The sequence below is a fragment of the Halopseudomonas pelagia CL-AP6 genome (genome assembly GCF_000410875.1).
Classification (GTDB): Bacteria; Pseudomonadota; Gammaproteobacteria; order Pseudomonadales; family Pseudomonadaceae; genus Halopseudomonas; species Halopseudomonas pelagia.
This window is the reverse complement of sequence record NZ_AROI01000011.1, coordinates 15,147-39,481: the sequence shown is the minus strand read 5'-3', so window position 1 is coordinate 39,481 and position 24,335 is coordinate 15,147. Positions and strand designations below refer to the sequence as shown.

Annotated in this window: 23 protein-coding genes; 15 read left to right on the top strand and 8 right to left on the bottom strand. The window is 58.8% G+C overall.

Features of this window, described 5'->3' with window-relative positions; translation table 11 throughout:
• Positions 1 to 26: 26 nt before the first annotated feature.
• The 6 genes from K787_RS0110790 to K787_RS0110765 form a co-directional block, all read right to left on the bottom strand.
• A complete protein-coding gene (locus tag K787_RS0110790; RefSeq protein WP_022962821.1) occupies positions 27 to 662 on the bottom strand; it encodes a protein-L-isoaspartate(D-aspartate) O-methyltransferase in 636 nt (211 codons plus the stop codon).
• Positions 663 to 701: 39 nt separating this feature from the next.
• Complete coding sequence (gene surE / locus K787_RS0110785) at positions 702 to 1,451, bottom strand: 5'/3'-nucleotidase SurE (RefSeq protein WP_022962820.1); 750 nt, start codon at positions 1,449 to 1,451, stop codon at positions 702 to 704.
• On the bottom strand, positions 1,451 to 2,515 hold the full coding sequence (gene truD / locus K787_RS0110780; RefSeq protein WP_022962819.1) for a tRNA pseudouridine(13) synthase TruD: 1,065 nt from the start codon (positions 2,513 to 2,515) through the stop codon (positions 1,451 to 1,453). Before truD ends, surE begins: the two co-directional genes overlap by 1 nt.
• Complete coding sequence (ispF, locus tag K787_RS0110775; RefSeq protein ID WP_022962818.1) at positions 2,512 to 2,985, bottom strand: 2-C-methyl-D-erythritol 2,4-cyclodiphosphate synthase; 474 nt, start codon at positions 2,983 to 2,985, stop codon at positions 2,512 to 2,514. Before ispF ends, truD begins: the two co-directional genes overlap by 4 nt.
• Positions 2,986 to 3,065: 80 nt before the next feature.
• A complete protein-coding gene (fghA, locus tag K787_RS0110770) occupies positions 3,066 to 3,914 on the bottom strand; it encodes an S-formylglutathione hydrolase (RefSeq protein ID WP_022962817.1) in 849 nt (282 codons plus the stop codon).
• Positions 3,915 to 3,999: 85 nt separating this feature from the next.
• Positions 4,000 to 5,112, bottom strand: a complete 1,113-nt coding sequence (locus tag K787_RS0110765; RefSeq protein ID WP_022962816.1) for an S-(hydroxymethyl)glutathione dehydrogenase/class III alcohol dehydrogenase — start codon at positions 5,110 to 5,112, stop codon at positions 4,000 to 4,002.
• A gap of 105 nt (positions 5,113 to 5,217) precedes the next feature.
• Here K787_RS0110765 and K787_RS0110760 point away from each other — a divergent pair, with 105 nt between their 5' ends.
• A complete protein-coding gene (locus K787_RS0110760; RefSeq protein WP_022962815.1) occupies positions 5,218 to 6,111 on the top strand; it encodes a LysR substrate-binding domain-containing protein in 894 nt (297 codons plus the stop codon).
• 124 nt (positions 6,112 to 6,235) lie between these two features.
• Here K787_RS0110760 and K787_RS0110755 read toward each other — a convergent pair whose 3' ends face one another.
• Positions 6,236 to 6,610 carry a DUF4168 domain-containing protein gene (locus K787_RS0110755; RefSeq protein WP_022962814.1) on the bottom strand — a complete coding sequence of 125 codons (375 nt, stop codon included), beginning with the start codon at positions 6,608 to 6,610 and terminating at the stop codon, positions 6,236 to 6,238.
• Positions 6,611 to 6,776: 166 nt separating this feature from the next.
• Here K787_RS0110755 and K787_RS22780 point away from each other — a divergent pair, with 166 nt between their 5' ends.
• From K787_RS22780 to K787_RS0110705, 10 genes are all read left to right on the top strand, one after another.
• Positions 6,777 to 8,333 (top strand): sensor histidine kinase, encoded by a 1,557-nt coding sequence (locus K787_RS22780; RefSeq protein WP_022962813.1) that lies wholly within the window; start codon positions 6,777 to 6,779, stop codon positions 8,331 to 8,333.
• The gene (locus tag K787_RS0110745) at positions 8,320 to 9,708 is read left to right on the top strand and encodes a sigma-54-dependent transcriptional regulator (RefSeq protein ID WP_022962812.1); all 1,389 of its coding nucleotides are present in this window, start codon (positions 8,320 to 8,322) and stop codon (positions 9,706 to 9,708) included. Before K787_RS22780 ends, K787_RS0110745 begins: the two co-directional genes overlap by 14 nt.
• Positions 9,709 to 9,854: 146 nt before the next feature.
• Positions 9,855 to 10,718: a substrate-binding periplasmic protein gene (locus tag K787_RS0110740; RefSeq protein WP_022962811.1), complete on the top strand. Its 864-nt coding sequence runs from the start codon at positions 9,855 to 9,857 to the stop codon at positions 10,716 to 10,718.
• 94 nt (positions 10,719 to 10,812) lie between these two features.
• On the top strand, positions 10,813 to 12,000 hold the full coding sequence (locus K787_RS22775; RefSeq protein ID WP_022962810.1) for an efflux RND transporter periplasmic adaptor subunit: 1,188 nt from the start codon (positions 10,813 to 10,815) through the stop codon (positions 11,998 to 12,000).
• Between the two features lie 3 nt (positions 12,001 to 12,003).
• Positions 12,004 to 13,971 (top strand): MacB family efflux pump subunit, encoded by a 1,968-nt coding sequence (locus K787_RS0110730; RefSeq protein ID WP_022962809.1) that lies wholly within the window; start codon positions 12,004 to 12,006, stop codon positions 13,969 to 13,971.
• Positions 13,961 to 15,373: an efflux transporter outer membrane subunit gene (locus K787_RS22770; RefSeq protein WP_022962808.1), complete on the top strand. Its 1,413-nt coding sequence runs from the start codon at positions 13,961 to 13,963 to the stop codon at positions 15,371 to 15,373. Before K787_RS0110730 ends, K787_RS22770 begins: the two co-directional genes overlap by 11 nt.
• A 37-nt stretch (positions 15,374 to 15,410) precedes the next feature.
• Positions 15,411 to 15,848 (top strand): hypothetical protein, encoded by a 438-nt coding sequence (locus K787_RS0110720; RefSeq protein ID WP_022962807.1) that lies wholly within the window; start codon positions 15,411 to 15,413, stop codon positions 15,846 to 15,848.
• Positions 15,849 to 16,000: 152 nt separating this feature from the next.
• Positions 16,001 to 16,621, top strand: a complete 621-nt coding sequence (locus K787_RS0110715; RefSeq protein ID WP_022962806.1) for a BLUF domain-containing protein — start codon at positions 16,001 to 16,003, stop codon at positions 16,619 to 16,621.
• Positions 16,622 to 16,764: 143 nt separating this feature from the next.
• Entirely contained in the window at positions 16,765 to 17,745 is a 981-nt protein-coding gene (locus K787_RS0110710; protein ID WP_022962805.1) for an alpha/beta fold hydrolase, read from the top strand.
• Positions 17,742 to 18,422 (top strand): SDR family oxidoreductase, encoded by a 681-nt coding sequence (locus K787_RS0110705; RefSeq protein WP_022962804.1) that lies wholly within the window; start codon positions 17,742 to 17,744, stop codon positions 18,420 to 18,422. The genes K787_RS0110710 and K787_RS0110705 overlap by 4 nt, the downstream gene beginning before the upstream one ends.
• 178 nt (positions 18,423 to 18,600) lie before the next feature.
• On the opposite strand, the gene speA is transcribed toward K787_RS0110705, so the two are convergent.
• Positions 18,601 to 20,520 carry an arginine decarboxylase gene (gene speA / locus K787_RS0110700; RefSeq protein WP_022962803.1) on the bottom strand — a complete coding sequence of 640 codons (1,920 nt, stop codon included), beginning with the start codon at positions 20,518 to 20,520 and terminating at the stop codon, positions 18,601 to 18,603.
• Positions 20,521 to 20,717: 197 nt separating this feature from the next.
• Here speA and K787_RS0110695 point away from each other — a divergent pair, with 197 nt between their 5' ends.
• The 4 genes from K787_RS0110695 to K787_RS0110680 all read left to right on the top strand — a co-directional run bounded on the left by K787_RS0110695 (position 20,718) and on the right by K787_RS0110680 (position 24,234).
• On the top strand, positions 20,718 to 21,488 hold the full coding sequence (locus K787_RS0110695) for a RhlG family 3-oxoacyl-ACP reductase (RefSeq protein ID WP_022962802.1): 771 nt from the start codon (positions 20,718 to 20,720) through the stop codon (positions 21,486 to 21,488).
• Positions 21,489 to 21,991: 503 nt separating this feature from the next.
• The gene (ectA, locus tag K787_RS0110690; RefSeq protein ID WP_022962801.1) at positions 21,992 to 22,525 is read left to right on the top strand and encodes a diaminobutyrate acetyltransferase; all 534 of its coding nucleotides are present in this window, start codon (positions 21,992 to 21,994) and stop codon (positions 22,523 to 22,525) included.
• 20 nt (positions 22,526 to 22,545) lie between these two features.
• Positions 22,546 to 23,832 carry a diaminobutyrate--2-oxoglutarate transaminase gene (gene ectB / locus K787_RS0110685; RefSeq protein ID WP_022962800.1) on the top strand — a complete coding sequence of 429 codons (1,287 nt, stop codon included), beginning with the start codon at positions 22,546 to 22,548 and terminating at the stop codon, positions 23,830 to 23,832.
• A gap of 12 nt (positions 23,833 to 23,844) precedes the next feature.
• Positions 23,845 to 24,234 (top strand): ectoine synthase, encoded by a 390-nt coding sequence (locus K787_RS0110680; RefSeq protein WP_022962799.1) that lies wholly within the window; start codon positions 23,845 to 23,847, stop codon positions 24,232 to 24,234.
• Positions 24,235 to 24,335: the final 101 nt, after the last annotated feature.

Genomic DNA, 24,335 nt, shown 5'->3' with positions numbered 1-24,335 from the left:
AAGATAAAGTGCTCAAGTTCGGTTGCTCAAGATCGAATGGCTCCAGCCAATAGGGGAACGAAGCGGACCGGTTCGACCTGCTGATGAATAAAGTTATCGCCCTCGCGCACGACCAGCGTGAGGAATTGCTCCTGCTCGCCAACCGGAATGACCAGGCGTCCACCATCTGCAAGCTGGTTAAGCAGCTCTACAGGAACCTGCGCAGGCGCTGCCGCGACCAGAATGGCATCGTAGGGGCCGTATTGTGGCCAACCCCAGTTACCGTCGGCATGCCGGAACACCACATTGCGTATATTGATGTCCTTGAGCACAGCCTTGGCACGTTCCTGCAAGGGATGTATGCGTTCAACACTGAACACCCGCTCGACGACCTGAGCCAGAATGGCTGTCTGGTAACCGGAGCCGGTGCCCACTTCCATCACCTTGTCCAGCGGGCCGCCAGCCAACAGCAGCTCGGTCATCCGCGCGACTATGTAGGGCTGCGAGATCGTCTGGTTGTGGCCAATCGGCAGCGCGGTATCTTCATACGCGCGATGGGCCAGCGCTTCATCGACAAACAGATGGCGTGGGGTGCGGCGAATCGCTTCCAGTACGTGCAGGTTACGCACCCCCTCTTCAAACAGACGCTCAAGCAAGCGCTCGCGAGTGCGCTGCGAGGTCATGCCTATCCCCTGTCGGTCTATACCTTCTCGCACGCCCATTCAGCCTAGCCCCTCTAGCCATTGTCCGAGATGATCGAATACCTCGTAATGGGTTTTGTCTACACGTAACGGCGTCACAGAGACGTAGCCCTGCATCACCGCATGAAAATCAGTACCCTCACCGCCGTCTTCTGCATCACCGGCGACGGATATCCAATAACCTTCCTTGCCCCGCGGATCTACCCACTTCACCGGTTTGGCAGCACGTGAGCGATGCCCCAGCCGCGTCAGACGGATACCCTTGATGTGATCTAGCGGCAGATTGGGAATATTCACGTTCAATATGGTCCGCGGTGGCAGATCCAGGGCTTCGTGCGCCATGACCATACGTCGAGCAATCAGTGCGGCCGTCTGCAGGTGATCCCCCTGGCGCCCGACCAACGAAAAAGCCATCGCCGGACGCTGTAAAAAACGCCCCTCCAGTGCCGCAGCCACGGTGCCCGAGTAAAGTACATCATCACCCAGGTTGGCGCCGTGATTAATCCCCGCCACCACCATGTCCACACTGTCTTCGTACAGCGCATTCAAGCCAAGGTGTACGCAATCGGTGGGTGTGCCGTTGAGACCAATAAAACCGTTCGCCAGTTCAAACGGGCGTAACGGCTTATCCAGGCTCAGCGAGCTGCTCGCGCCGCTGCGATCCTCATGGGGGGCAACCACCACACACTCGGCATAACCGCTCAACGCCGCATGCAAAGCCGCAAGGCCGGGCGCCAGAACACCATCATCATTGGCAATCAGAATACGCATCAGATTTCGCTTTCCAGTCCGCCGCCCGGCTCATCCGTCAGCGCAACAAGCTCACGCAGCACTGCGGTGGCAAAACAGCCAGTCGGCAAGGTGAATTCAACTACAAGACTCTCTGGGGAAGGATAATGCCACGTCAGCGCGCCAATGGGGAGGCGCAAAATGCGCCGCGCCTGTTCGACTTCGGCGGCCAATAGCCAGGCCACCAATTGCGGTTCGGCTGCCGCTACCGCCTGTTCCTGCGCCGCCGTCTCAGCACTGACCGGGGATTCCCCAAGACCCCACAGTGGGCCGGTGGGATGCACATCCAGCGCCGCCAGCCTGGGGTCATTATCGGCCAGGCGATCTGCGGAAAAATGACTGCGGCTATTAGTGAACGCCAGGCAGTCTCCGCTCAGCGCCTGATTCCAGGTACCCGCAGCCACCCGCTGGGCCAGCACCCGGTTAAATATCAAACTGCGCGCCGTGGATAGCAGCCTGGAGCGCGTGCCCCTGGCGGGCGGCAGTGCGCCACGCTGTGCCCAACTAAGCGCATCCTGGACATTACCTGCACCGTGGCCAAAGCGCTGGGGGCCGAAATAGTTCGGCACGCCGTGCGTAGCCAACTGCCGCAGCCGGGCATCCAGCAGGGGCACGTCTGCCTGCAGCTGACTCAGATGAATAACAAAATGATTGGCGCTGTGCGCACCGCGCTGCAGCTTGCGGCTGTGACGACGGCTGTCGATGCATTGCAGATTGGCATTCCAGATTGAGCTGAAATCCGGGTCAGCGCGCCCGGGCAGTTGCAAGCTGAACCATTGCTGCGTCACCGCCTTGCGGTCTTTGAGACCGGCATAGCTGACATCCCGCACCTTGAGGCCAGCCGCCCGTGCAAGACACTTGGCGACCTCTTCGGTATTGAGATTACGCTTCTCGATCAACAACCACAGATGCTCACCCTCGCCGCTCAGCGCTATATCCAGCACCTCGGTCACCCGGAAGTGCTCCGGCTGCGCCTTCAGTACCGCGCTACCACAGGGCGGACCCCATGCCGTGGGGCCCAGGCAGTCAAGCTGGCTGGTGATCATAGTGGCAGCAACAGGGCAACCGCATGCACTGCGATGCCTTCTTCGCGGCCGGTAAACCCGAGCTTTTCGGTCGTCGTCGCCTTGACGTTGACCTGATCGATACTGACCTGCAGGTCAGCGGCAATATTGTCACGCATGACCGAAATATGCGGCGCCATTTTTGGCACCTGGGCGACTATGGTGGCGTCCACATTGGCCACTTTCCAGCCCTTGGCACGCACCAACGCCAGCGCCTGGCGCAGCAACACGCGGCTATCGACGCCCCTGAACTGCGGGTCGGTATCGGGAAAGTGCTGGCCAATATCGCCCAGAGCCGCTGCGCCCAGCAGCGCATCAGTCAGGGCATGCAGCAGTACATCACCGTCGGAGTGGGCAACCAAACCCTGCCGATGGGGGATCTGTAACCCGCCCAGCACAATAAAGTCGCCCTGGCCAAAACGATGTACGTCATAACCGTGCCCAATACGCATACTGCCCCCTGCTGATATCGATCGTCGGTCAAGCCGACAGCGAGACCAGATCTTACAGGCTCAGGCAGTTCGCTAGAAGCTCAGTTGCTCAAAGCCTCGGCGTGATAACGTAGATGGTCCTCGATAAAGCTGGCGATGAAGTAATAGCTGTGGTCGTAACCCGGCTGCCGGCGCAGGGTCAGTGGGTGGCCCGCCGCCTGGGCCGCCGCCTCCAGCGCTTCGGGGCGTAATTGCGACAGAAACTCATCGCCCTCGCCCTGATCCACCAATAGCGGCAATCGTTCGCCAGCCTGAGCCAGAAGCTCACAGGTATCCCAGGCTTTCCAGTTAGCCGGGGTTTCACCCAGATAGCGCCCCAGCGCTTTCTGCCCCCAGGGTACCTGGCTAGGATTGGTAATCGGCGCCAGCGCCGACACGGCCAAGTAGCGGCCGGGGTTCTTCAGGGCGCAGATCAACGCCCCATGACCGCCCATGGAATGGCCACAGATACTGCGCCGCGCCGACACCGGAAAATGCGCCTCGATCAGTTCCGGCAGCTCGGTGACAACATAGTCATACATCTGATAATGCCGCGCCCAGGGCTGCTCGGTAGCATTGATGTAAAAGCCCGCACCGGAGCCAAAATCATAGGCACCGTCCGGATCATCCGGCACCCCTTCGCCCCGCGGACTGGTATCCGGTGCAACGATCACCAGGCCAAGTTCGGCAGCGATGCGCAGGGCGCCAGCCTTCTGCATGAAGTTCTCATCGGTACAGGTCAACCCCGACAGCCAATAAACCACCGGCAACGGCTCTCCCTGATCTGCCTGCGGCGGCAGATACACGGCAAATACCATCTCGCAATTGAGCGCGGTAGAGCGGTGACGATAACGTTTGTGCCAACCACCAAAACTCTTGTTGGCGGCGACCAGTTCTAGCGAATCCTGCATACAATCTCCTTAGGCCAGGCAGCAAGCAAAAGCCTGAATGCGTTATCTTGAAGCGGCAGCGGCTGAGCGCTGCAGCTGCTTGGACTTAAAAATGAATAACGGTACGGATGCTCTTGCCTTCATGCATCAGGTCAAAGGCCTGGTTGATATCTTCCAAGCCCATGGTGTGGGTGATAAAGGTGTCCAGCGGGATCTCACCGCTCTGCGCCTTGGCCACATAGCCGGGCAGCTCAGTACGGCCTTTAACACCACCAAAAGCACTGCCGCGCCAGACTCGACCGGTCACCAGCTGGAATGGACGGGTGCTGATTTCCTGACCGGCTCCGGCTACCCCGATGATGGTCGATTCACCCCAGCCCTTGTGACAGCACTCCAGCGCCGCGCGCATCAGCTGCACATTGCCGACGCACTCGAAGGAATAGTCCACTCCACCGTCAGTCATCTCGACGATGACCTCCTGAATCGGCTTGTCGTAATCCTTGGGGTTAACGAAATCGGTAGCACCCAGCTCCTTGGCAATATCGAACTTGGACGGGTTAACATCAATGGCGATAATCCGGCTGGCCTTGGCCATGGTTGCGCCGATGATCGCCGCCAAGCCAATGCCACCGAGGCCAAAAATAGCTACGGTAGCGCCCTCTTCCACTTTCGCGGTATTCAGCACCGCGCCGATCCCCGTGGTGACACCACAGCCGAGCAGGCAGACTTTTTCTAGCGGCGCGTCCTTGGGGATCTTGGCCAGGGACACTTCCGGCAGCACGGTGTACTCGGAAAACGTCGAGCAACCCATATAGTGATAGATCGGCTTGCCCTGATAGGAGAAACGCGAGGTACCGTCAGGCATTACACCCTTGCCCTGGGTGGTGCGCACCGATTGGCACAGGTTGGTCTTGCCCGACTTGCAGAACTTGCACTCGCGGCATTCGGCGGTATACAGCGGAATCACGTGGTCACCCACTTCCAGCGAAGTCACGCCTTCACCTAGGGCCTCGACGATGCCACCCCCTTCATGGCCCAGAATCGCGGGAAAGATACCTTCGGGGTCTTCGCCGGACAGGGTAAAAGCGTCGGTATGGCAGACGCCACTGGCGACAATGCGCACCAGGACCTCGCCTTTCTGCGGCGGGGCTACGTCGACTTCAACAATTTGCAACGGCTTGCCGGCTTCGAAGGCAACGGCGGCGCGGGATTTGATCATGGTCTACTCCACAGGTTGAATAACAGGATGCACCTAGTGTAGTAGACAGTTGATTCGTGGATAATAAGCCAACAAACAAAACATTATTGCCACACAGGGATAATCATGACGCCGTGGGAAGGGATTGATGAATTCGTCAGCGTCGCCGAGCTGGGTCACTTCAGTGGCGCAGCCAAGCGCCTGGGCGTCTCGTCCTCGCATGTCAGCCGCCAGGTGGCGAGGTTAGAGGACCGCCTGCAGACCCGGCTGCTGTATCGCAGCACGCGCAAAGTCAGCCTGACCGAAGCGGGAGTGACCTTTCTCGCCCATTGCCAGCGGCTGATTGACGCCCGCGACGAAGCCATGCAAGCGGTGAGCGACCTGGGCAGCTCGCCCAAAGGCCTGCTGCGCGTGACCTGCGCCGTGGCCTATGGTGAAGAGTTCATCATGCCGCTGCTCAACGACTTTATGCAGTTGCACCCGCAGTTGAGAATCGAGATGACGCTGACCAATCAGACCCTGGATTTGCTCCACGGCAGCTATGATCTGGCCATACGCCTGGGTCGGTTGCAGGATTCCAGCATGATCGCAACGCGCCTGGCACCGCGACACATGTACCTGTGTGCGGCGCCGGATTACCTGGAACGCCACGGCGCACCCCACAGCCTGTCCGAGCTACCCAGGCACAACTGCCTGATCGGCAGCAGCGACACCTGGCAATTTCAACAGGGCGGCAAGGAGACGCCACTGCGGGTGCAGGGCAACTGGCAATGCAACAGCGGCAAGGCAGTGCTGGACGCCGCATTGCGGGGTTTCGGGCTGTGCCAATTGCCCGACTACTATGTACATGAGCATTTGCGCAGTGGGCGGCTCCGCGCGCTGCTGCCGCAGCACCAACCGCCGCACACGGCGGTTTGGGCGCTCTACCCGCAACAGCGGCATTTATCGCCCAAGGTCCGCCAGGCAGTCGATCTATTACGCGAAGGGCTGGCCCGCCGAGCCGAGTACCGTCGGACCTAATATCATCAGCAAAACAACCGATCCCGCACTCGGCACACAAAAACGCCGGAAGGGTTCTCAGGGAACACCTTCCGGCGCGGCCAGCACAGCCTAATCAGTTAATCAGGCGACTGCGCAGCTCTGCTCAGTTAGCCTTTTGAGCGCGCTGTTGCAGCTCGGGGTCAGACTGGATACGCGTGGCAATCTCGTTATACACCGGCACGTCAATACCGACTTCGCCAACGGCTTCCATCATTTTTTCCTGAGCTTCCAGTTGCAGCGACTGAGCCTGCTCCTGGTCTTCTGCTTCATTCAGCTTCTGAGTAAACTCGTCGCGGATCTCAGCAACTTTCTCTTCAGCTTCAACGAACTTTTCCAGATCAGCATCCGAAATCGGCGCAGCGGCCTGCTGTTCCATCGGCGCCTGAGCTGGAGCACCTTCCTGCGCAACGGCAGCGGAAGTAGCAAAGCCGAAAGTGGCAAGGCAAATGGCAGCTGTCAGTGTTTTCAGGTTAGTCATATCGTTTCTCCTTCGGTTGGAATCACCAATATCCATCCACTTACCGTGCCAAGACCGGTAAAATATACTTAACATATTGTTTTATATATACTTTTAATATTTATTATGATTTCCTATCTGATCGTCCGCTGGCCAATAGCGCGCTTTATCTGTATCTTTTTTAAACATGAGCAAAAAATATCCGTTTAAAACTGACACACAATGGTGGAAACGACCCTGGAGCAGCATCAGCGGGCTGCAACGCACACTACTGCTGTTCGTCGTGCTGCCGCTGTTATTGCTCACTGCGCTGGGCATCCGCTTTGGCCTCGGCCAAGCCAGCCAATTTCAAGAACAGCGTTTGAAGAATGACCTGGAACTGATCGGTCGTGCCGTCAGCATCCCGGTGGGAGCTGCGCTAGGCCAGAATGATCGGGCGGCCATCGAGCTGGCCCTAGGCTCGGTGTTTGTTCTTGGCGAGGTGTATGGCGCTTCCGTATTCGACGTTGATGGCACGCGTATCGCCGCCGCCGGCATTACCGAAAGTGACCTCAGCCGCACCAGCATCCCCGAACGTATTATGACCACCGGTGAGGGGCAGGAAGCCTACAGCCGGGTCGCCGGGCGTGATCTGTTCTCGCACTTTCTTCCGCTGTTCGACCATACCGGGCAGATTAAAGGCCTGATCCAGATTACCCGGCGTGCCAGCGATTTTGGCCGCGCACTGGATCAACTGACGATTATCGCCTGGCTGGTGTGGTCGCTACTGGGTCTGACCATTATCAGCGCGGTAATGCTTGGCCACTACGGCGGTGTCGGCCGTCACGTAGACAAACTGCAAGCGCATATGAAGCGGGTTGCTGCCGGTGACCACTCGCACCGCGCAGTGCCGGAAGGCCCCAGTGAAGTCGCCAGCCTGGCCCATGGCTTGAACAGCATGCTTGACAGCATCGAACAGGCGCAACGTGAAGTCGAAGCGCATCGTCAGGCGGAAACGACGCTACTGGCCCGGCTAAAAGACAATGAAAAAATGGTCGCTATCGGCGGCATGGCCAGGGGGATCGCCCACGAGTTGGGCGCACCGTTAAGCGTGATTGATGGCCGCGCCCGGCGTCTGCAAAAAACCGAAGGCCTGGATCTGCGCCAGCAGAAACAGCTCGAAGGGATTCGCTCCCAGGTCTGGCGTTTAACCCGCACGGTAAACCAGTTACTCGACTACTGCCGGCCGGCAGCCACGCAACATCGTAATATCCAGCCTGCCCTGCTGCTAGAGACCGTCTGCGACGCTATACGGCCGGAATTCGAGTCAGCTGGTAAACAGCTACGCATTGATCTGACACAGCCCGTTCCGGGACTGCATGGCGATGCCGGCCGTCTGGAGCTGGCATTGCTGAACCTCATGCGCAACGCGCTGCAAGCCGCACATAGTCAAGTCAGCCTGAGCCTGACGGCGCAGGCTAGCCGCTTGAGCATTTGCATTGATGACGACGGCGACGGGCTCCCCGAAGGCCCGATTGAGCAGTTGCTCGAACCCTTTTATACCACCAAGTCGCCCGGTGACGGCACCGGCCTGGGCTTGGCTATCGTCAAGGCCGTAGCTGAAGAGCATCTTGGCGCGCTGAGGCTGGACAAGAGCTCGCTAGGGGGCTGCCGGGCCTGCCTCAGCTTACCTGCATCGCGACATAACACGCTGACAGAACACCCATCCAGCCCAACCGAGGATCTTGCCCATGGCACAGACTGACCATGTATTGCTGGTCGAGGACGACAGCGGGCTAAGGGAGCTGCTGCAAGAGGAGCTGGAAGCCGAAGGTTACCGCGTCAGCGCCTGCGGCGACGCGGAAGCTGGCCTTTTGGCGCTTGAGAACCAACAGATTGACCTGCTGGTCAGCGACCTGCGCCTGCCGGGTAAAAACGGTCTCAGCCTGCTCCCAGCGGCGCGCAAGGCTGATCCGCCACCTGCGGTGCTGATCATTACCGCATTCGGTTCGGTTCAACAGGCCGTCGAATCGCTCAAAGCCGGTGCCGATGACTTTCTTACCAAGCCACTGGAAATGGATCACTTTCTGCTCACCGTCACGCGTCTGCTGGAAAATCGTCGGCTGCGCAATGAGGTCAGGCACTATCGGTCGTTGCTCGCCGTGCGCCAGTTCAACGGCATCCTCGGCCAGAGTCCGGCCATGTTGCAGTTGTTCGATCAGATCAGGCAGATTGCCCTGGCTGACGGCCCGGTGCTGGTTCAAGGCGAAAGCGGTACCGGCAAGGAGTTGGTCGCCCGAGCCTTGCATGAGCAAAGCCCGCGCAAAGACAAGCCCTACATGATGGTCAACTGCGGTGGCATCCCCAGCGAACTGATGGAAAGTGAATTTTTTGGCCACGCGGCCGGGGCTTTTACCGGCGCACGAAGCCAAAGAGCCGGACTGTTCCAGCAGGCCGACGGCGGCACCCTGCTGCTGGACGAGCTGGGCGAAATGCCGCTGGCCCTGCAGGCCAAATTGCTACGCGCGTTACAGGACGGTCGCATCCGTCCGGTGGGCAGCGACCACGAGATTCAGGTTGATGTGCGGGTCCTGGCAGCGACCAATCGCAATCTGACCCAGGCGGTATCCGAGGGCAGCTTCCGTGAAGACCTGTTCTACCGTCTGGAAACCTTTGGCTTACAAGTTCCACCCTTGCGCGCCCGGGGCGAAGACGTGCAATTGCTTGCCGAATTTTTTCTTACCCGCTTCAATACGCGTCAACAACGCGCGATCAAAGGCTTCAGTGATGAGGCACTGAAAGCACTGCTCAGCTACAGCTTCCCCGGCAATGTGCGCGAGCTACAAAATGCGGTAGAGCGCTCGGCGACGTTCTGTGACAGCCCCCTGATCGAAGCCCGACACTTACCACAGCGCATTCTTGAGCAACCCGCCGCGCCAGCTGACCTGACTGTCGATGACAGCACAGCGCCGGTGCACACTCAACTCAGCGCTGAAGCAAACCCTGAAGGCATGCCAAGCCTGGAAAGTGTGCAGCGCCGTTATATTCATCAAGTGCTCAAAGCGACCCAGGGCAACAAACGTAAGGCAGCGGATATACTGGGCATTACCCGGCGCACCTTGTATCGCTGGCTGACCTGACCTGCTGCACCCTCAAGCAGCAGGTTCCGGATGGGGCCTGGATAGCATTGTCAGAGCGCGCTTCGATAACGGGCAAAAGTCTGTAGAGCAGCTACACTCATCTCAGAAGCGCAATGGTGCCCCGTGCGGTAATGACAGGATATTGAATGGACTCAACACTCAACTCTTCGCACGACGCCTTAGTTGATAAGGCTGGCGGCACATTACTCAGCGAGCACTTGAACTGGCTGCAAAAAATAACCCTGCTGATCGCCCTGACCCTGACATGCCATAGCGCTTTTGCCGCTGAACCCATCAAATTGGTGACCGGTGAGGAATACCCTCCTTTTACCGGCAGTGATCTGCACAGCGGGGGCGTACTCACGGCGCTGGTTACTAACGCATTCGCCCACAGCAGCGTCACCACACAAGTTGAATTCAGACCCTGGGTAAGAGGTTATGAAGACAGCCTGAAGCTGGAGTATGCCGCCACCTTTCCCTACATCGCCACGGACGAGCGCAAAGCCAACTTCCTATTCTCCGACCCGCTATACCTGCTGAAGATCCGTTTCTACGTCACGCCCAACAGCCCTTTTCAGCAGGGATCAGCGCAAGAACTGGCACAAGCGGTTTTCTGCCTACCCGCAGGTTACGAGTTTGCTGGTTGGGCCGCCGACCAGCGCGAGAAGCTGAATTTTGTCCGACCCAGAACCATCGAGCAATGCTACGAGATGATGAGCCGCAACCGGGTCGATGTGTTAATCAGCAACCCGGCTAATGTTGCCTACCTTGCCACGCTGGCTCAACACAAACGTCAGCCGCTGATCCTGCGTGAACTGCAGCACCCACTGGCGGATGTCACATTGCACCTGATGATCCCGGCCCACCACCCCCAGGCCGAAACATTGATGAATGACTTCAACCGGGGTCTGCGGCAGATGCACAGCAGCGGCGACTCGGCCAGGCTCTTTAACAACCACCCTGAATATCAGTTGGTACTGGCCAGCCCGCCTTCAGACGCCAAGCGATGACACGGCTCTTTACAGTCTCTTTACCCAGAACCGCCCCGCCCTGACATCCTCGCCTGTAAACTTGCGCTCACCTACCCGTTCTGGATACTGACTAATGCAGGCTGGACCTTCACGTTTTTCATTTCGTATGTTCTGCTGGCTGACCGCCGTGGTTCTAGGTGTTGCCGCTCTGACCTGGTTCCTGTGGCTGAGCCCGCAAAACCGAGCGCCAGAGTATGCCAGCGTCGAGGTCCAGCGCGGCAGCATTGAAGACAATATCACCGCGCTGGGTACGCTGGGCCCGCTGGATTATGTCGATGTCGGCACCCAGGTGTCGGGACAATTGCTGCGGCTGCACGTCGAGCTAGGCGAAAGCGTAGAGAAGGATCAGTTACTGGCGGAAATCGACCCCACGGTTTATCTTGCCCGAGTCGAGGCGAGCACCGCACAGCTGGCCAACCTGCAGGCGCAGTTGGCTGATCGAGAAGCCCAACAAACCTTGGCCAGACTCCAGGCCGAGCGCCAGCGCAATCTGCGCAAACTGGACGCCACCAGTCAGGAGGCGCTGGAGAGCGCCGACGCAACGCTACGTTCTGCCAGCGCGCAAATTGCCGCAGTCAAGGCGCAAATTCGACAGACCGAATCTTCGCTCAAGGGCGACCAGGCGGACCTGGACTACACGCGTATCTACGCACCCATGTCCGGCACCGTTGTCCAGCAATTGGCTAATCAGGGGCAAACACTGAACGCCAACCAAACTGCCCCGATCGTAGTGCAGATCGCAGACCTGTCGACCATGACCGTGCGTACCCAGGTCTCAGAAGCGGATATAAGCCGGCTAGAGCCAGGCATGCCAGCCTATTTTTCCACCTTGGGCCAGCCCAACCGCCGCTGGGAAGGCACCTTGCGGCAAATTCTGCCTACGCCTGAAGTGATCAACAACGTCGTGCTGTTCAATGCCTTGTTTGATGTGCCTAATCAGGACGGTCAATTACTCCCGCAGATGAGCGCCCAGGTATTTTTCGTCAATGAGTCCGCCGAGGATGTGCTCACCGTCCCGGTAGCGGCGCTTGGCAGACCTGTGCGTGATCAAGCCGCTCCCGCGCCAGAACGGGGCAGCCGTTATGAAATCCAGGTGCTCGACAGCCAAGGCCGGCCGCAACCGCGAACCATCACAGTAGGTACACGCAACCGCGTATTAGCCGAAGTCATCGAGGGTCTCACTGCAGGCGAAAAGGTCGTAACCAGCAGCCTGGTTAACGGCCAGAGCGCCGACGGCCGCGTGCCGCGACGGTTCATGTAAGCCATGACCGATGCCCTTATCCAGCTGGACAATATTACCCGCACTTACCGTAACGGCGAATTGGCCACTACGGTGCTGCACGACGTCTCGCTCGACATTCGTCAAGGCGAGTTTGTCGCTATCATGGGCGCCTCTGGGTCGGGCAAATCGACCTTGATGCACCTGCTCGGCTGCCTTGATCGACCCACTAGCGGCGAATACCGCTTTCGCGGCGAGAATATCGACAACCTGAGCAATGACCAACGTGCCAGTCTGCGCCGTGAAACCTTCGGCTTTATTTTTCAAAGCTACCATCTGATCTCCTCGGCCAGCGCTACCGAAAACGTTGAAGTGCCGGCCATTTACGCAGGCCTGCCGCGGGCGGAGCGCCACCAGCGCGCTGAAGAACTGCTTACAGGCCTGGGTCTGGGCGAGCGTCTCGGCAACAAACCCAATCAGCTATCAGGCGGCCAACAACAGCGCGTATCTATTGCCCGGGCGCTGATGAATGATGCCCAGGTAATTCTCGCCGACGAGCCAACGGGCGCACTCGACAGCCAGAGCGGCAAGGATGTGCTGGCGTTGCTCAAGCAACTGCACCAGCGCGGCAAGACCGTCATCATCATTACCCACGATGCCGAGGTTGCCAGCCATGCCGAACGGCTGATCGAGATGCGTGATGGCCGCATCATCAGCGATAGCGGCAAACCTGCAATCCCAGCCATCAACCAGCCCAGCAGCAAGACTGCCCCACCCCACCAGCCGTTACAGCCGCGCCAACCTTCAATTCTCCTGGCTGACAGCGCCGAGGCCGTGCGTATGGCCCTGCGCGCCCTGCGGGCCAACCTGTTTCGCACGGTCCTGACCCTGCTGGGCATCGTCATCGGCGTTGCCTCGGTGGTGGTCATGCTGGCCGTGGGCAACGGCGCCCGGCAGGAGGTCATCGACCGCATCAGCTCACTGGGCACCAATCTGCTGCTAGTGCGTCCCGGCGCCCCTAACACCCGCCGCTCAGCAGACGGCACGACCAATACGCTGATGCCACTGGATGCCGAACTGGCCGGGCAGCTGGACAATGTGCTCGCCTCGATGCCGGAGATGAACGGCCGGGTCACCCTGCGCAGCGGCAATACCGATTACCAGACCCAGGTCACCGCCACTAGCCCGGACCTGCCCATGGCCCGAGACTGGGATGTGGCCCAGGGTGTGTTTCTCAACGCCGAAGACAACCAGCGCTACGCCGCCGTTGCGGTACTCGGCATGACTGTGGCAAATAATCTGTATGGCCCCGGCGCCAATCCGCTCGGCGAGTACGTACTGGTCAATAATGTGCCCTTTCAGGTCATTGGCGTGATGGAGGAAAAAGGCGCGACGCCCTGGGGTGCTGATCAGGACGATGTGATATTCGTGCCGCTGAATACCGGTAGCTTGCGCTTGATCGGCCAGCGCAGCCTGAACTCGATCACCATCGTGGTCGACGACCTGAACCAGTCGCAGTTGACCCAGGAGGCGGTCCGCCAGACCATCCTTCAGGCCCACGGCGGGGTTGAGGATTTTCAGATTCGCAACATGGCGTCGTTACTGGAAGACGTGGCCGACACCCAGAACACCTTTACCGTGCTGCTTGGATCGATTGCGGCCATTTCCCTGCTGGTGGGCGGCATCGGCGTGATGAACATCATGCTGGTGAATGTGACCGAACGCACCCGCGAGATTGGCATACGCGTGGCGACCGGCGCGCGCACCCGGCATATCCTTCAGCAGTTTATCGTCGAGGCTCTGGTGGTCTCGGCCATCGGCGGCGCCCTCGGCGTCATCGGCGGATTGGGCTTTGCCGCCGGGCTCCAAGCGCTGGGCACACCGATTCAATTTACCCCCGGCCCGGTGGTGTTGGCGTTCAGTTGTGCCTTCGCTACCGGCCTGATTTTTGGTTACATGCCCGCCCACAAGGCCGCGCATCTTGATCCAGTGGTGGCTCTCAGTGCAGATTAAACAACGGCCCGTCAAAACCGCTCTCGGCCTGCTTACCGCCAGCCTGTTGTTAAGCGCATGCACTATCAACAGCCCGGTGCCGCAAGCACAGGTTAGCGCACCGGCGAACTGGACTCAGCCCGCCAACCAGCTTGCATGGCCCAGTGTCGATTGGTGGCGAGCCTATGACAACGAGCCGCTGGAGGCGCTGATCCTGCGGGCACGCAGTGGCAACCTGGACCTGGCCACCGCAGCCAGCCGGCTGCTGCAAGCCGATGCTCAGTTACGCCAGGCCGGCGCCGCCTTGCTGCCACAGGTTGATGGCAGCCTTTCAACCAATCGCAGCGGTACCGATACCAGCAACTCCGGCAGCAGTTACAGCGCTGGCCTGAGCACCCGCTACGAAGTCGATTTCTGGGGTCGCAACCAGGCATTGCGCAATGCCTCACTGGCCAGTCTGCAAGCTACCCGTTTCGATCAGGAAACGCTGGCCATCAGTATTGAGGCTGCTGTGGTGACGACCTGGCTGCAAATTCTCGAAAATGATCAGCGCCTGCAACTGGCCGAGGACAGCCTGGACAGCGCCGTGCGCGTACTCGAGCTGGTTGAGGCGCGCTACCGCTTTGGCGCCGCCGACAGCCTGGAGCTGAGTCAGCAGAGAACCCTGGTGGCCCAGTTGCGCGCAGGCTTGCCGACCCTGCAGCAGCGTCAACTGCAACTGCGCAACAGCCTGGCATTACTGCTCGGCGACCCGCCTGACAGCGTTCTGCCACCCAGCAGCCCGTTGACCGACATTGCTATTCCGCCTGTAGCCGCAGGCCTGCCCTCTGAACTGCTCGAGCGTCGCCCTGATATCCGTGCCAGCGAAGCCCGCCTGCAAGGCGCTAATGCCGACCTCAGCGCAGCCAGAGCGGCTTTGTTCCCAAGCATTCAACTAACTGCCCAACTGGGCGCGCAAAGTCTGGCATTGGGTAGCCTGGTAAGCAATCCAGCCACCAGCTGGAGCTTGGCCGCCGGCCTGGTTCAGCCGATATTCCAGGGCGGACAGCTACGAGCGCAAGTGGATGTTTCCACTGCGCGGCAGGAAGAGTTGCTGGTCGATTACCGGCGTACGCTGCTCACAGCCCTCGGCGAGGTGGATACCGCGCTGGGCGCTGTGCAACAGGCTGAGCAGCGTTACGGCTTTCTGTTAACCGCCAGCGATCAGGCCGAACGAGCGTTCCAACTGGCCGAGGCGCGCTACCGTGAGGGCTCGATCAGTCTACAAACGCTGCTGGATACCCAGCGCACCTGGTACGGTAGCCTCGACAGCCTGACCCAGCAACGCGCCACCTGGCTGCTCGCCAGCATCGACCTGTACCGGGCGCTCGGCGGCGGCTGGCAAGCACAGGCGCAGATGTATACTGATGATGACCTAGGGTAAGCTGCGCACTTGAGACTGGCTTACCCTGGAGTGTCGAGTGCCCCATACCTTACGGCTGACCACCCTGCTGGAGCGCGTTTATGCCCAGCGCCCGCTACCTCTGGAACAACTTAAACGCGAGCTGCCGGCACTGGATGCGCTATGCAAGAGCCTCGGCGTCAGCCCGTTGAGCAGCTTTGTCGATATCAGCGCTATCGAGTGGCAAGAAGCTGCGAGCCTGGCCGGTGCCGAGCCGAGCACGCTGGATCCCGATCCCGAAACCGGCGGTGCCCTGGCCATTGAAGATCTGAGCTGGCACCCAGTTGCCCTCGGCATGACCAGCCTGGAGGCGATTAGCCTGCACTTGCAGCGCGGCGAGAACCTCCAGTTTCAGACCCAAGACCTTGATTCGCTGCTGCAGGAACTGGCATTTTGTCGCGAACAGCTGGCGCCGCTGGAGGCGGAGGGTGGACAATTTCATTTAGCGGCGACCTAAGCATCCGTCCTTCAGGTATCAGCATGTATCCTCCCAGACCTGTGCACTGCGGCCTCGCAGGGAACAGACGTCTCTTGAAATATAAAGCCCGCCCCGCTGCCGTCATAACAGCCTATGCTGGGCGCATCGAATCAAGGATTACCTGAACACCCATGACCGATCTCATTCGTATCGTGTATATCAGCCGAGCCACCTTCGCCACTGCCAATCCCGACGACGGGGTCGAGCCAACGGTTTCGCGTATTCTTTCCACTTCACGAACCAATAATCGCAAGAATGGCCTGGTTGGCATGCTGTATTACGGTGACGGCTGTTTCTTTCAGTGCCTGGAAGGTGAAACCTCCAAGGTGCAGGCCTTGTACAAAACGCTGCTCAAGGACCCACGCCACAAGGATCTGAAGATTCTCGCCAGCGAGCCAATCAAACGATTGTCGTTTCCTGATTGGTCGATGAAATACGTGCCAGTGGATGAGCACATGTGCAAATTGCTTGAAGAGCATGGCTTCGAGCATTTCGACCCCTATCGCTTCGATCACCACTTGGTCGAGAGGGTCATGCAATTACTGCAAGGCGTGCCCGACCCGACCATCCCACCGGTCGAAGGCCGCGCTTCGGCTCCAGCTCGCACGGTGTTAGCTGCGGGGCTGCCAACCCAAACTGACACCCTCGCCCCTGCGGCCGCAAGCGGCTCCGCGAAGCTGAGTCTGGCCATTAGCATCGCCGCACTGGTTATCAGCGTTATTGCCCTAGTACTGGTGCTGAGCCGCCTTTAACCAGGAGCACCGCTCTAGCCGCCCACATAGCCCGCATGCATACCCAGGCGTTCCGGCAGTGAATGGTAGCGCGGGCATAAGCTATTGGACTGCAATTTGGCATAGTATTCAGCCTGATCAGCTCAATAGCCTGGGAGATTCGCATGCCCCTGACCCAACATCAGATCCTTGATCTCAATGGTATCCAGCTCAGCCTCTACAGCGCTGGCCCCGAGCTGGGCCCGGTAGTTTGGCTGCTGCATGGCTTCCCCGAGTGCTGGTACTCCTGGCGCCATCAGATAAAAGCACTGAGCGAGGCCGGTTACCGCGTTTTTGCCCCTGAAATGCGCGGCTACGGCGCCAGCAGCGCGCCGAAAGACCCGGCCAAGTATGATTTGATCTCCCTGTGCAGCGACATTCAAGCGGCGATGGATCTGCTCGGCCATACCCGGGTCGCCATGATCGGTCATGACTGGGGCGCGCCGGTTGCCTGGCATCTGGCATTACTGGAGCCACAGCGAGTTCAAGTCGTCGGCGCGCTCTCGGTACCCTTCGGTGGGCGCCCGAAAAAGCCCGCCATTGGCATGATGCGAGAGCTGTACCAGGATCGCTTCCATTACATGCTGTACTTTCAAAAACCTGGGCTGGCCGAAGCCGAGATGGCCGAGAACATCCCACGTACCCTGCGCGTCATGATGCACGGTATGTCTGGCACCGCTGGCGCTAGCACGCTGGTGCAGGATAAGCCCGCCGATGCACGCTGGCTGGATGACCGTGTCGACCCCGGTGTACCACCAGACTGGTGCTCAGCGCAGGCCTTTCAGGTGTATGTCGACACCTTCGAGCGCAGCGGCTTCCACGGCCCAGTCAACTGGTACCGCAACTTCGAGCGCAATTGGGAAAACACCGAGCCATTGGCCGGCAAACAGATCGACCAGCCAGCCCTTTTCATCATTGGCGATGCCGATCCGGTCGGCGAGCTGGAAAGCTACACCATCAAAAAAATGCCCAACGTAGTGCCGCGCGTCGAACAGCACGTGATCCGCGATTGTGGCCACTGGATCCAGTGCGAAAAACCGGAACCGGTAAACCAGCTACTGCTGGAATTTCTCGCCCGTGAATTTACCCCGAAGGTCGCACCATGACGCCCGCCGATCTGACCGGCAAGCGCATTCTACTGACCCAGGCCGATGCGTTCATGGGCCCGGCGCTGCATAACATGCTCAGCCGCTGTGGTGCGCAGGTGATTGCTGACACGGGTACTCTGGACACACGGGAAGCCGTTGACCAGTTGGTCAGCCAGTCAGGGCACATCGACGTACTGGTGGCCAATCTAGGCGTACCGGCACCTTCAACCGCGGCGGTACAGGTCAGTGACGACGAGTGGCGTTTGATGTTTACCCACATGGTTGACCCTTTGCAGCAGCTTACCCGCGCCATCCTGCCGGCAATGATCGAACGCCAGTGCGGCAAGATCCTGCTGATGGGCAGCGCCTCAGCGCTGCGAGGCATAAAGCGCGCCTCCAGCTACAGTGCCGCGCGCGGCGCGCAACTGGCTTATATTCGGGCGGTGGGTGTGGAAGTCGCCCGGCATAACATCCAGGTCAATGCGATCGCGCAAAACTTCGTCGATAACCCGACCTATTTCCCTGCCGAAGTACAGGCCAATACGGCCTTTCAGGAACGCTTGCGACGGGAAGTGCCCCTCGGCCGCCTGGTGTCCGCCGAGGAAGATGCCCAGTTCGCCGCCTATTTGTGCAGTGACGCGGCCAACTGTTTTGTTGGGCAGATTTTTCCCGTGTGCGGCGGCTGGGCAGACTGACAGCACACCATCAGGCTGGCAAAAAGGACGCCGCTCTAGCGGTGGTGACGCTACACGCGCCACGCCGTTTGATATCCTACTGCGGCTAATATCTGTTGAAGACAGCCTGCAACTGCCGGTTGGCGATCTGCCTCCGGCAGCGAATTCAAATGCCTATAGGCGCTCTCGGGATAACCGCCTACTCGGCAGTCAGGTAGGATGACCGCGTCAATCCCAGGCGCAGGGCGTCGACGAAACGCGCACGCTCGGCAGGGCTGAGCCGCGCACCCGCGACCTTGTCACGGTACAGGGTGACCAGCTCGTCTGGCTCGAAGTGCACGTAACGCAACATGTCCTCGATAGTGTCGTGGGTTTCAATACCGCCATGCACCACCCGGCCATCGCTGCGCAAATAGACGTTCACCGAATCGGTGTCGCCAAACAGGTTATGCATGTCACCAAGAATTTCCTGATAGGCCCCTACCAGGAAAATCCCCAGCAGATAGTCCTCGCCCTCACGCAACTCGTGCACTGGCAGACTGTTCTCAATGCTCTGCTCATCAACATAATGGCGAATCTTGCCATCGGAATCACAGGTCAGATCTTGCAGCACCGCTCGGCGCAAGGGTTCTTCCTCGAGCCGATTGATGGGCATGATCGGTAACACCTGATCAATCGCCCAGGTGTCAGGCAGGCTCTGAAACACCGAGAAGTTACAGATATACTTGTCGGCCATCTTGTCATTCAACTCATCCAGCACCTGACGGTGCGAACGCTGACGCGCCTTAAGCTGATCATGCAAGCGCGAACACAGGGCGAAATAGCACTGCTCTGCCAGCGCTTTCTCGGACAGACTCAGTTTGCCCTCGGCATACTGCGTTGCCACATCGGCCATATAGTGCGTAGCGCGCCAGTAGGTTTCAGTGACCATCTCGATGTCATTATTATCCAGCAACCCCACCAGATTGCGCACCACCTGCGGCAGGCTGTCCAGATCGTCGATGGGCGGCAGCGTGTCGTTGTGGCGCTCGACGTCAGTCACCTGCACGACCAACACCGCATGATGTGCGGTCATCGCCCGGCCACTTTCGGAAAAAATATGTGGATGCGGCAGGCCCTGTTCATTACAGAAGTCCCTGAGCATGGCGACCACGGTATGGGCATATTCATTGACGTCGTAATTCATCGAGCTGGCATTGCGCGAGTGGGTACCGTCGTAATCAACGCCGAGGCCGCCACCAACGTCGATATGATCGACCGGCAGACCCAGCGCGCGCAATTCACCGAAGTAGCGAATCGCTTCGCGGAAGCCGTGCTGATAGTCCGCCAGGTTGGCAATCTGCGAGCCCATATGAAAATGCAGCAGCCGCACACCATCCTGTAGGCCGGCGTTACGGAACTGCTCAACCACGCGCAGCAGTTGAGCAGCAGACAGGCCGAACTTGGATTTTTCGCCACCGGTATCGGCCCATTTGCTCGAAGCAAGCGAGGAAAGACGCACGCGCAGGCCGACCTGTGGCGTCAAACCCATTTTCGCCGCCTCCTCGATTACCAGGCGGACTTCAGACTCTTTCTCGATAACGATAAACACGTTATGCCCGAGCTTCTGGCCTATCAATGCCAGATTGATGAACTCGCGGTCTTTATAGCCGTTGCAAACAATGGTGCCGCCCTTGGGCGCCAACGCCAGCACGGCCATCAATTCCGGCTTGGAGCCAGCTTCAAGCCCAATAGAAACATCCTCGGTGGCGATAATATTCTCGACCACTGCTTCCTGCTGGTTGACCTTGATCGGATACAATGCAGTGTAGCCGTTGGTGTATTCCAGCTCGGCAATATTGCTGTCAAACGCGCCGGTCAATTGCCGCACGCGGTCCTGCAGGATATCCGGGAAACGCACCAGCAGCGGCAAATCCAGCCCGCTCTCGCGCAGCTGAGCAACCAGCTCATGCAGATCAATGGCTTTGCCGTCGGGGCCGCGCGGCTTTACTTCCACATGACCCTGCTCGTTGACGTTGAAATAGCCAGCCCCCCAATGACGAATGCCGAAAACGCTGCGGCTATCGGCAACCGTCCAGGCTGAAGCATCTTCCTTGCGTGAACGTCGCTGTTGCGCCATCAAATACACCTCTTGTCATAAGCTGGAAAAAACTGACTACAGGATAAAGCAAAAGCGTCACAGCTGCCGCTTCGATGATCTGGCATTTGCCTGCTGGATAAGCCCGGCAAACACTTGGCGTGCCGCTGCCCGCCCTCTACTGTAATGCAACTGAATGACAGTCCTGGTTATGCCAACCTTATTTGTGGAGTTAACAGATGCAAGAATATTTTAGCCTCAAAGGACGTACCGCACTGGTGACTGGCGGCAGCCGTGGTATCGGCAGAATGATCGCACAGGGCTTTCTCCAGGCCGGTGCCAAGGTAATTATCTGCAGCCGCAAAAAAGACGAATGCGAGGCCACGGCCAGTGAGTTGAGCCAGTACGGGGAATGCATTGCGGTCAGTGCCGACCTCTCATCCGAAGCGGGTGCCAAGGCGCTGTTTGCGGACTTGCAGGCCCACACTCAACACCTGGATATTCTGGTCAACAACGCCGGCACCAGTTGGGGCGCGCCGCTGGAGGATTTCCCGGTGAAAGGTTGGGAAAAAGTCATGCAACTGAACGTCACCTCGGTGTTCAGCTGCATCCAGCAATTGTTGCCCATGCTGCGCAAGGCAGGCACCGCCGAGAGTCCAGCGCGGGTGATCAATATCGGCTCGGTCGCTGGCATCAGCGCCTTTGGCGAGCAAGCCTACTCCTATGGCCCGAGCAAGGCGGCGGTACATCAATTGTCACGCATATTGGCGAAGGAACTGGTGACTGAGCATATCAACGTGAATGTGATCGCCCCAGGCCGCTTCCCGAGCAAGATGACCAGCCATATACACAATGATCCCGAGGCACTCGCTGAGGATTGCCGGCACATCCCCATGAAGCGCTGGGGTCGCGAGGAGGAAATGTCGGCATTGGCGATCATGCTGGCCAGTACCGCTGGCGCCTATATGACTGGCAACATTATCCCGATCGATGGCGGCTTTACGCTATAGCCTGGCGTTAACCGGGCCGGTTGATGCCAGCCCGGTTAGACGTCCGAACCAAACGCCGCCGATTCTACAGCCAACCTGCCTCTGCACCCCGCAATCAACATCGGTGCACCCCACGCATTCAGTGTTCGCGCAGCCACCTGACGAGTGGTCACCCGCACCTCTTCAGACTTGATATTCGTCCGCACAATAAATTCATCGCCGTCCGGGTATACCAGCAAATCGCCGTCACACACTGAGGAACCCAGGTGCTGCTGCGTGAAGCGCAGCGGCGGGCCCAGGCTTCCATTATGACTCCACGGCCAAGCCCCGATAACGGCTGCATAGGCGGGATATGTTTCCTCACGCGAAGGTCATATAGGAGGAATATGACAAATCTATTTAACAGCTGTAAACATTTCACTAGCAAGCAAGTTGCCCTACAAATGCCATTTACTGCGGGTTGAGATAATTTCCTGGATATGTTTATCATGTAAATAGTATTTATCAGTAAAGATCAGGACGCGATGACAAATATCCCCGTAACACTACGAAAACCAGAGCCCACGGACGGTTTTGCGCTTAATGAGCTGGTGGCCCGCTGCAACCCGCTGGACACCAACTCGGTGTACTGCAACCTGCTTCAGTGTGGTGATTTTGCCGACACAGCCATCACCGCCGTCACCGCTGAAGGCGAGATGGTCGGCTTTATTTCCGGCTACCGCCCACCGCACAAGCCCAGCACGCTGTTTGTCTGGCAGGTCGCGGTAGATAGCCGCATGCGCGGCCAAGGTCTGGCGTTGAAAATGCTGATGGGTCTGGTAGAGCGTGTTGCCGCCGATGGCGTCACGCACCTGGAAACCACGATTTCACCCGGTAACGAAGCCTCGGAAGCGCTGTTTAAAAAAGCCTTCCGCCAACTCGGCACCGACTACAGCACCCGGACGATCTTTTCCCGGGAGCAACATTTCAACGGCCAGCATGATGATGAAGTGCTCTACAGCGCTGGCCCGTTTGCCACCCCTTTTTCTGCGGCCGCCTCAGCGGCACAGACTGCCTAATTTAGAAACCAGGAGACAACATGACCAACTTCGAACAGTTCGAAAAACATGAATCCGGTATCCGTAGCTATTGCCGCTCGTTCCCCGTGATCTTTAAACAAGCTCGCGGTGCGGAACTGATCACCAGCGAAGGCAAGCACTACATCGATTTTCTCGCCGGTGCCGGCACCCTGAACTACGGCCATAACCATCCGGTGCTGAAGAAAGCGCTGATCGACTATATTTCCGACGATGGCATCACCCACGGTCTGGACATGTATTCCAGCGCCAAGGAAAACTTCCTTGAAGTCTTCCACCGGGTGATTCTCGAGCCCCGCGGCTTTGGCGATTACGTCACCCAGTTCAGCGGCCCGACCGGAACCAACTCGGTAGAAGCCGCGCTGAAACTGGCGCGCAAGGTCACTGGCCGCAGCAATGTGATCAGCTTCACCAATGGCTTTCATGGCTGCAGCATCGGCGCCCTGGCCGTCACCGGCAACCAGCATCACCGTGGTGCCGCCGGCGTGGCGCTGACCGACGTCAGCCGCATGCCCTATGCCAACTATTTCGGCGACAGTGCCAACACCATCGCCATGATGGACAAGATGCTCAGCGATCCGAGCAGCGGTATCGACAAGCCCGCCGCGGTGATTGTCGAAGTCGTACAGGGCGAAGGCGGCTTGAATACCGCATCAGCCGAGTGGATGCGCAAGCTGCAGAAACTCTGCCGCAAGCACGGCATGCTGCTGATTGCCGATGACATCCAGGCCGGCTGTGGCCGTACTGGCACCTTCTTCAGCTTTGAAGGCATGGGTATTCAGCCGGACATGATCACCCTGTCCAAGTCGCTGAGTGGCTATGGTCTGCCCTTTGCTTTAGTACTCATCCGCCGCGACCTGGACCAGTGGGAACCGGGTGAGCACAACGGTACTTTTAGAGGCAACAACCTCGCCTTTGTTACCGCCGCCGCCGCCATGGAGCACTTCTGGACCACCGACGAGTTCGCCAAGAGCGTTCAGGCCAAGGGCAAGATGGTCAAGGAACGCATGCAGAAGATCGTCCGCAAGCACGGTCCCGATTCCCTATTCGTAAAGGGTCGTGGCATGATGGTTGGTATCAACTGCCCCAACGGTGAAATAGCCTCGGCTATCTGCCAGGAAGCCTTCCAGCACGGCCTGGTGATCGAAACCAGCGGCAACCACAGCCAGGTGGTCAAGTGTCTGGCTCCGCTGACCATCAGCGAAGAACAGATCGACCAGGCCATGACCATTCTGGACGCCGCCTTTGCCAAGATAATGAAAGCAGAATCTGCCGAACAGGCTTCCTGAGGAGAACGCACTATGATCGTACGTACATTGAAGGATTGCGAAGCATCCGAACGACGCGTCGTCTCCCAGAACTGGGAAAGCACCCGCATGTTGTTGAAAGACGACAAGATGGGCTTTTCCTTTCACATCACCACCATCTACGCCAATACCGAGACGCACATCTGGTACAAAAACCATCTTGAGTCGGTGTACTGCATGAGCGGCAATGGCGAGATCGAGACCCTGGCTGATGGCAAGGTCTACAAGATCGAGCCGGGCACGCTGTATATTCTCGACCAGCATGATGACCATATGCTGCGCGGCGGCAGCGAAGACATGAAAATGGCTTGCGTCTTCAACCCGCCACTGAGCGGCAAGGAAGTACACGATGCGGACGGTGTGTACCCCGTAGACGCTACCTGAGTACCAGCCTGCTGGTCGGGAGCGCACCCGCACTCGACCAGCATCAGCGGCTAGAGCCGTTGGCCAGAAGTCATGCCGCCCCAGAATCAGGATGGTCGGCA